This window comes from Tenacibaculum sp. M341 (genome assembly GCF_004337695.1).
GTDB lineage: Bacteria > Bacteroidota > Bacteroidia > Flavobacteriales > Flavobacteriaceae > Polaribacter.
The window spans coordinates 266,407-274,089 of sequence record NZ_SJXJ01000006.1; the positions used below are offsets into that span (position 1 = coordinate 266,407).

The 7,683-nt window shown below is 30.6% G+C and carries 4 protein-coding genes; 2 read left to right on the forward strand and 2 right to left on the reverse strand.

Annotated elements, in window-relative coordinates; all coding sequences use genetic code 11:
* The first annotated feature begins 36 nt into the window (after positions 1-36).
* Together EYW44_RS09070 and EYW44_RS09075 are read left to right on the forward strand one after the other, a co-directional pair.
* Positions 37-3,036 (forward strand): tetratricopeptide repeat protein, encoded by a 3,000-nt coding sequence (locus EYW44_RS09070; RefSeq protein WP_132723352.1) that lies wholly within the window; start codon positions 37-39, stop codon positions 3,034-3,036.
* Between the two features lie 6 nt (positions 3,037-3,042).
* Positions 3,043-4,827, forward strand: a complete 1,785-nt coding sequence (locus tag EYW44_RS09075) for a hypothetical protein (RefSeq protein ID WP_132723353.1) — start codon at positions 3,043-3,045, stop codon at positions 4,825-4,827.
* Positions 4,828-4,959: 132 nt separating this feature from the next.
* Here the strand turns inward: EYW44_RS09075 and EYW44_RS09080 are convergent, their stop codons facing one another.
* Positions 4,960-5,646, reverse strand: coding sequence for an energy transducer TonB (locus EYW44_RS09080; protein ID WP_132723354.1), 687 nt, complete (start codon positions 5,644-5,646; stop codon positions 4,960-4,962).
* 142 nt (positions 5,647-5,788) lie between these two features.
* Positions 5,789-7,480 (reverse strand): glutamine--tRNA ligase/YqeY domain fusion protein, encoded by a 1,692-nt coding sequence (locus EYW44_RS09085; protein ID WP_132723355.1) that lies wholly within the window; start codon positions 7,478-7,480, stop codon positions 5,789-5,791.
* Positions 7,481-7,683: the final 203 nt, after the last annotated feature.

Below are 7,683 nucleotides of genomic sequence, written 5' to 3' on the forward strand. Positions count from 1 at the left end.
ATTTTAACGACAACAGACCGTTTTTGGAGAGAGATTATGAATATAAAGAATTTTTTAATAGCACTTTGTAGCTTTTTTTGCATTCACATTTGGGCGCAAAAAACTGAAGTACAAACAAATGTTGATGCTAAGTACCACAGGGCTTTAAATTTATATAATAATAAAGCTTATGCAGGAGCGCAGCGAATTTTTAAAGAGGTTTCTGCAGCTACCAATAAACCGAATATACAAACAGAAGCAGATTTTCATGATGCAATGTGTGCCATAAAGCTAAATCAAACAGATGCAGATCAGCAAGTGTTAGATTTTGTGAAAAAGCACCCGTATAGTAGTAAAAAAGAAAGAGCCTTTTTAAATGTTGGTAATTATTACTTTGCCAACAGAAAAGCATCTCACTCGTTAAAATGGTATCAAAAAGTAGATGCAAAATTACTAACAGAAGAAGAGCGTAAAGAGTTAAATTACAAAATGGGGTATGCTTTGTTAGTGTCTAATTATTTTAAAGATGCTAAAGAAAAGTTTGCTACTTTATTAGGTGATCCTCGCTACGGTACAGATTCTAGATATTTTTATGGATATATTTCATACAAACAAGAAAACTACGGTGAGGCTGAAGATAATTTAAGTCAATTAGCAGATAACGAAACGTATAAATCTGAAGCTAATTATTATTTATTAGATATGGCTTTTAAAGGCGGTAAGTTTGAAAAGGCAGCGCAAATAGGTGAGAAAATTTTACCGAAAGCGAAAGAAAAGCAAAAATCAGATATCAGTAAAATTGTAGGTGAAAGTTATTTTAATTTACAGAAATATGATAAAGCAGTTCCTTTTTTAGAAGATTATGAAGGTAAAAATGGAAAGTGGAAGAATACTGATTATTATTATTTAGGATATTCTTACTACAAGTTAGGAGATTATGAAAATGCCATAAGTCAGTTTAATAAAATAATTAACGGACAAAATAGTGTAGCTCAAAATGCCTATTATCATTTAGCTGAATGTTATTTAAAAGCAGGTAAAAAAACAGAAGCATTAAATGCTTTTAAAAATGCTAGTGAAATGGACTTTGATCCAATTATTAGTGCTGATGCTGATTTGAATTATGCGAAGTTGAGTTATGAAGAAGGGAATCCTTACCAAAGTACTCCGGAAGTTTTAAAAGCATTTTTAGCTAAATATCCAGAATCTCCTCACAAGCAAGAAATCGGAGGTTTGTTAGTAACTTCATACTTACATCAACAAGATTATCAAGGTGCGATTGATTATTTAAACGCAAACAGAAATGAAGAGAATAATAAATTAGCGAATGAAGTTTCTTTTTATCGAGGAGTTCAATTGTTCAATGAGCAAAATTTAAACAAAGCGTTGCCTCATTTGTTAATAGCTTCTGATGCAGTAAACGATTCAATAAAAAATAAAGCAAGTTTTTGGTTAGGTGAAACAGAGTATTTATTAGGAAATTACTCAAATGCACTTAAAAGCTTTAAAAATGTTACTAATACAGAAATTGAAGAAGGTAAAACATTAAACTATAACAAAGCATATACTTATTTTAAGCTTAAAGATTATAACAATTCAGCAAAACACTTTAAAGAATTTTTAGATCAGAATATTGATGATACTGATTTAAATGATGATGCTTCTAACAGATTAGGTGATTCATATTATGCTACTAAAAAGTACGATGAAGCAATAAGTGCTTATAATAAAGTAATTGATGAAGGTGGTACTGGAGCCGATTATGCGCAATATCAAAAAGCGATGAGCTTAGGTTTGGCTGGTAGAACTCAAGATAAAATTTCAAAATTGAATCAACTTGTAAAAGATTATCCGTCTTCTAATTTAAAAGATGATGCGTTGTTTCAATTAGGTTCAGTGTATGCATCAAGAGGTCAGGTGTCAAAAGCTAAAAAAGTTTATGATGAGTTAGTAAACGATCATCCTGAAAGTAGTTATGTGCCAGATGTGTTAGTTCGTCAAGGGTTACTTGTATACAATGACGGAGGATATGATAAAGCAATTCAGAAGTTTAAAAAGGTAGTAGCAGAGTATCCTAATACAAGTGAAGCAAAGCAAGCAGTAGCGAATGCGAGACTTGTATATATTGACATGGGTAAGGTAAATGAGTATGCAAAATGGGTAAAAACTATCGATTTTGTCAATGTATCTAATAGTGAAATAGACAACTCTACTTATGAAGCTGCAGAAAATAAGTTTTTAGAAAATAAACAAGAAAGAGCTATTAACGGTTTTGAAAGGTATCTAGAAGAATTTCCTAACGGATTACATGCTACTAAAGCGAATTTCTATTTAGCACAATTATATTTTACAAGAGATAAAGAGATTGCAACAAAGTATTATGTGTATGTAGTAAATAAAGGAAAGAGTGAGTTTTCTGAAGAGTCATTATCTAAATTAGGACAATTGTATTTAGAGAAGGAAAATTGGAAAAAAGCAATGCCTGTATTAGAACGATTGGAAAAAGAAGCAAACAAAGATCAAAACATCATTTTTGCGCAAAGTAACTTAATGAAAGGGTATTATAATGATAAGAAATATGCCAAAACAGTTACTTATGCAGAGAAAGTGTTAGCAAATGCTAAGATAGACCAGGTTGTTGCTGAAGATGCACAAATTATGATTGCTAGGTCAGCAATGGAAGAAAGAGATTATAGAACAGCTGAAGAATATTATTCAGTATTAGATGATAAAGCAACTGGTGAATTAAAAGCTGAAGTATTATATCATAAAGCTTTCTTTTTACATGAAGAAAAAGCTTTTGAATCTTCTAATGAAGAGGTGCAAAATTTAATTGCCAATTATTCAAGATATAAATATTGGGGAGTTAAAAGTTACATTATAATGGCTAAGAATTTTTACGAATTGAAAGATGCGTATCAAGCTACTTATATATTAGAAAATGTAATTAAAAACTTTAAGCAATTTAAAGATTTAGTAGAAGAAGCTAAAAATGAGCTTAACAAAATAAAAAGCAACGAGGCCAAAACAAACGAATCGGTGAACTCTAAAAAGTAATCTGTAATGAAGAAGTATGTAATTGTAACAATAGCAATGTTTGTGTGTGGTTCTGTATTAGCGCAAAACAAACCAAAAACTGAAAAGGCTAAAGACTCAATAATTAAAACGGAAGAGGTAAATGTAGTAACTTCCTATGCACCTAAGGTAACAGATGCATATAAAATAAAAAGAAAACCAATAATTAAGTTGTCTAAAAATGTTGAAAGAAAAACGTTAGATTACCAAATTCAATCAATACCAGTAGCTTCTACATTTATTCCAAAAAGTGGAGTTTTAAAAGGAATTGATTTAGGTGATCGTGAACGATTATTCAACAACTATATTTCTGCTGGTTTCGGAAACAATACAACACCCTTTTTAGAAGCTTATTTTCATAATAGTAATGCTTTTGAATATGAGTATGGAGGTAAAGTTCATTTTATTTCTTCATCAGATCCTGTTCAAAATACTGAGCTTAGTAGTAGTTATTACAATGCCAGTATTGATTTATTTTTAAAGCAAGAAATGCGATATTTCGATTGGAAACTTGGTGCTAAAGCTTCTAGAGATAAGTACAATTGGTATGGTTTACCTGATAATATAGTTTTTTTAGATCCTACGATTAATAGGATAGAGGAGGGACAAACCTATGAATATTACAATATATTCGGATCTGTTTTCTTACCAAGCAACATAAGTGAGGTAAATGGTTCTGTTGCTTTGTTTAGAGATGCTTTAGATACGAGTGAGATTCATGCAGATATTGATGCTAAAATGTCTTTTCCTTTAGGGAGGTTTGGTTTAAATTCTGAAGATTTTGAATTAGTAACATCTATTAATTTTTTAAATGGAGGTTTTGATAGGTCATATAATGACCCCTTACAAGATGTAGCTTATAGTTTTGTAACAGGTGGTGTAAAACCTAGTTATGCTTTTCAGTTTAAAAACATCGATTTTAAAGTTGGAGCAAAAGCTTATTACTCTTTTAATTTAGAAGCAAGTGAAGGTAAATTCTTTATTTACCCAGATGCAGAAGTGAATTATGCCATTATACCAAGATATGCTAATATTTATGGTGGTGTTACTGGTGATTTAACAGTAAATTCATTTAAAAGCTTAACAGATCAAAATCCATATTTATCTCCAACATTAACTTTAACGCAAACAAGTGAAGCTTTAAACGTGTATGGTGGTTTTAGAGGTATTTTAAGTGGTAATTTAAACTATAATGCTAGAGTTAGCTACAAAAGAGAAGAAAGTAAGCCTTTATTCCTTTTAAATCAATCTTTATCAAACGGTATAAATACATCTTTTCCAGCCAATGGAATTTCGTTTAAAGGATATCAATACGGAAACTCTTTCAATGTAGTTTATGATGATGTAAATACAGTTAGTTTTGAAGGAGAAGTTAGTTACGACTTTTCAAGAAAGTTAAACTTAGGATTAAACATAGGTTTTAATGCTTTTGATTTAAGCACACAAGAACATGCTTGGAATTTACCACAATTAACAGCAGATGTTTTTGGAACTTATAAAGTTAAAAAATGGTATGCAGGAGCTAATTTATATTTTATAGGTAGCCGTAAAGGAATCAATTATGATGTAATTGCAAATACATCAAGTGTAGTAGATTTAAATAGTTATATCGATTTAAATTTAAATGGAGGATATCACATAAACGATTTGTTTTCTGTATTCTTAAAAGCGAATAATATTACAAATAGTAATTACCAAACATTCACCAATTTTAATGCACAAGGTTTTCAGGTACTCGGAGGTATAATTTATAAGTTTGATACTTTCTTTTAGAAATTTATATAGTTAAAATCAATTCATTTTTTAGAATATTATATTAATAAAAAAGCAATCCGTTCAATGTTAACAGACTGCTTTTTACTTAATATATTGGGGGAATGAATGCTTGTTTATATACCTTTATAATTAATCTAGAGAAAAATCTAGTTGTAATTCATAAGATATAGATACTTGCTTATTCTTTTTCAAAGCGGGTTTAACTACAGGTAGTTTAGATATTAACTGTTCACTGTATTCTGTTAAAATGTTTTTGGAATTGGTATCGTTATTGGCGTTGATTTTTACAATCTTTCCTGATTTATCAATAACGAAGTTGATGGTTACTTTTCCAGTAATACCTTCTTCTAAAGCTTCTTCAGGATATTCAAAGTTTTCTTGAATATAGGTACCTATTCCAATGTTAAAACACCTTAATTGTTGTTCTGCGGAAACATCTTTACAAGTATCAAATAAAGGAGTGTAATCTACATCGTGTAGTTGATAAACTGTTTCCTCTATTTTACTTACATCAATAACTTCATTAGTTATGCCAGATGTTTTTTCATTGTTTACACCGTTACCATTAAGTTCGTCAAGGGCTTTTACAACGTCTTTTTTTCTTTTAACAAAGTATCTATTATTAAACCTTACTACAAGCTCACGAGAGATGTTTTTATCTGTATCGTCTTTGTTATCGGTTTGAGTAATTTGACATTTGTTAATGTTGTTAAGGGTTTGTTTTGATTTCTTGTTTTTAGAACAAGTTTTTAATGATTGAGATGTTGCTATTTCGATCAAAAATACACAAATGAGCAACCATAGAGGCTTTTTCATTTTAAGGGGGATTAATAGTTAATTATAATATTGGGACTACTAATTTATGAAAACCTCATTAAAAAACAAAAAATATTGATTTATTTTTATTTTTTTAACAAAGGTTAAGCGAATGCTTAACCTTTTATTAAATGATGAAGAATTATTTATTCTTTTTAGCCCAAGTATCTCTTAAGCCTACAATCTTGTTAAAGATTAAATTTTCTTGTGTAGTATCTTTATCAACGTTAAAATACCCTAAACGTTGAAATTGGAATCTATCTGCAATGTTTGCATCTTTTAAGCTAGGTTCTACATAAGCATTAATAACCTTTAAAGAATCAGGATTAATAAAGTCCATGAAATCTTTGTCCTTATGACCATCTGGAGCTTCTTCAGAGAATAATCTATCGTATACTCTAACTTCAGCAGTTGCAGCATGTTTTATAGAAACCCAGTGTAAAGTACCTTTTACTCTACGTTTACTTTCTTCTGTACCGCTTCCAGATTTACTTAAAGGATCATAAGTACAGTGAATTTCTGTAATGTTTCCTTCTTCGTCTTTTATGCAGCTTTCGCCTTTAATGATATAAGCGTTCTTTAAACGTACTTCTTTACCTAACGTTAGTCTAAAGTACTTTTTGTTAGCCTCTTCTTTAAAATCCTCTCTTTCTATGTATAATTCACGAGAGAAAGGAACTTCTCTTGATCCAGCAGTTTCTATTTCAGGATTGTTTTCTGCAATTAGAATCTCTTCTTGATCTTCAGGGTAGTTTGTAATTACTAATTTTACAGGATTTAAAACTCCCATTACCCTATTTGCATTCTTGTTTAAATCCTCTCTAATTTTAAACTCTAAAAGAGCTACATCAATTACATTTTCTCTTTTAGATACCCCTACAGTATCAATGAAATTACGAATAGCAGCTGGTGTATACCCGCGTCTTCTCAATCCAGAAATAGTAGGCATTCTAGGATCATCCCATCCAGTAACAATTCCATCATCTACTAATTTCTTTAATTTACGCTTACTCATAATAGTATAGCTTAAATTTAAACGAGAGAATTCTCTTTGTTTAGGAGCTAACGGATATTCAGATTTACTGTAATCGTACACATTATCTCTAAACCAGTTGTATAAATCTCTGTGTGGTTTAAATTCTAAAGAACATAAAGAATGAGAAATTTGTTCAATATAATCACTTTCACCATGCGTCCAGTCATACATAGGGTATATAACCCAATCGTTACCCGTTCTGTGGTGTGCTTTTTTCAATATTCTATACATGATAGGATCACGTAATAGCATATTTGGCGAAGTCATGTCTATTTTTGCTCTTAAAACATGTGCTCCTTCTTCAAAATCTCCATTCTTCATTTTATTGAATAAATCAAGATTTTCTTCAACAGATCTATCTCTGTAAGGGCTAGCCACTCCAGGTTCAGTTGGAGTTCCTTTTTGAGTAGCCATTTCTTCAGAAGTTTGACTGTCTACATATGCTTTCCCATCTTTTATAAGTTGAACAGCCCAGTCAAATAATTGTTGAAAGTAATCAGATGAGTAACACTCACTTTTCCATTCGTAACCTAACCAAGCAACATCTTCTTTAATAGCATCTACATACTCTTGTTCTTCTTTAGCTGGGTTAGTGTCATCGAATCTTAAATTAACAGGAGCATTGTATTTTTCTCCTAAACCAAAGCTAATACCAATTGCTTTGGTATGACCTATGTGTAAGTATCCATTAGGCTCAGGTGGAAAACGAAAACGTAAATTTTCTTTTTTCATTCCATTCGCCAAATCCTCTTCTATAATTTGTTCTATAAAATTGAGTGATCTTTTTTCTTCTGACATTTCTCTGTTGATTTGAGAACAAAAGTAATTATTATAAAGAAAAGAAGCAGTGAAATTTCACTGCTTCTTTTTATTAGGTATTTGTCTCGTCCTGAAATAGCGTTACACAATTATGTAACATTATGAACGACAATATTTACCGTAAACGTACTCAGAAAGATTATACGATGAGTTTTAAACTTTCCGTTGTATCTGAAGTAGAA